The 700-nt window shown below is 69.4% G+C and carries 1 protein-coding gene; it reads right to left on the minus strand.

Annotated features, from left to right (window positions below):
- Positions 1 to 73: 73 nt before the first annotated feature.
- Positions 74 to 700 (minus strand): Gfo/Idh/MocA family protein (locus AC5L38_RS44300; RefSeq protein WP_495248838.1); only part of this gene is annotated, 627 nt, incomplete at its 5' end.

Here is a 700-nt window from a genome sequence, read left to right on the forward strand (position 1 = left end):
CCCGAGGCCAGGCGGCAGACCTCCTCGAACGGCAGGTCGGCCCACTGGCCGGTGAACAAGGTGATCGGCCTGCTCATGTCCCCTCCACGGATGTAAGGCGGCTCTGGTCGGCGGAACTGCGCTCGACCGCTTCCAGCACGCGCTGGACGTTCAGTCCGTCGTCGAACGACGGGCTCGGGGCGACGCCGGATGCGATCGCCTCGACGAAGTCCTTCACCTCGTGGGTGAAGGTGTGCTCATAACCCAGGCCGTGGCCCGGCGGCCACCACGCCCCCGCGTACGGATGCCCGGCCTCGGTGACCAGCACCCGGCGGAAGCCCGCCTCCTCGGCCGGCGACGCGTGGTCGTGGAACCACAAATCGTTCATCGCCTCGAAGTCGAACGCCAAACTCGCCTTCGACCCGTTGACCTCGATCCGCAGCGCGTTCTTGCGGCCGGTGGCGAACCGGGTCGCCTCGAACGAGGCCAGCGCGCCGCCACTGAGACGGCCGATGAACAGGGCCGCGTCGTCGACGTCGACCTCACCCATCTCCGTGCCGCTCCCGTTTCCGGTGTCCGCCGACAGACCCGCCGAGGCACCGGCGACGGGCCGCTCGGTGATGAACGTTTCAGTCAGCCCGGACACCTGGGTGAGGCGCTGGCCGGTGATGAACTGGGCGGTGTCGATGATGTGCGCGCCGATGTCGCCCAGCGCGCCGGA

Source organism: Streptosporangium nanhuense, from assembly GCF_059358815.1.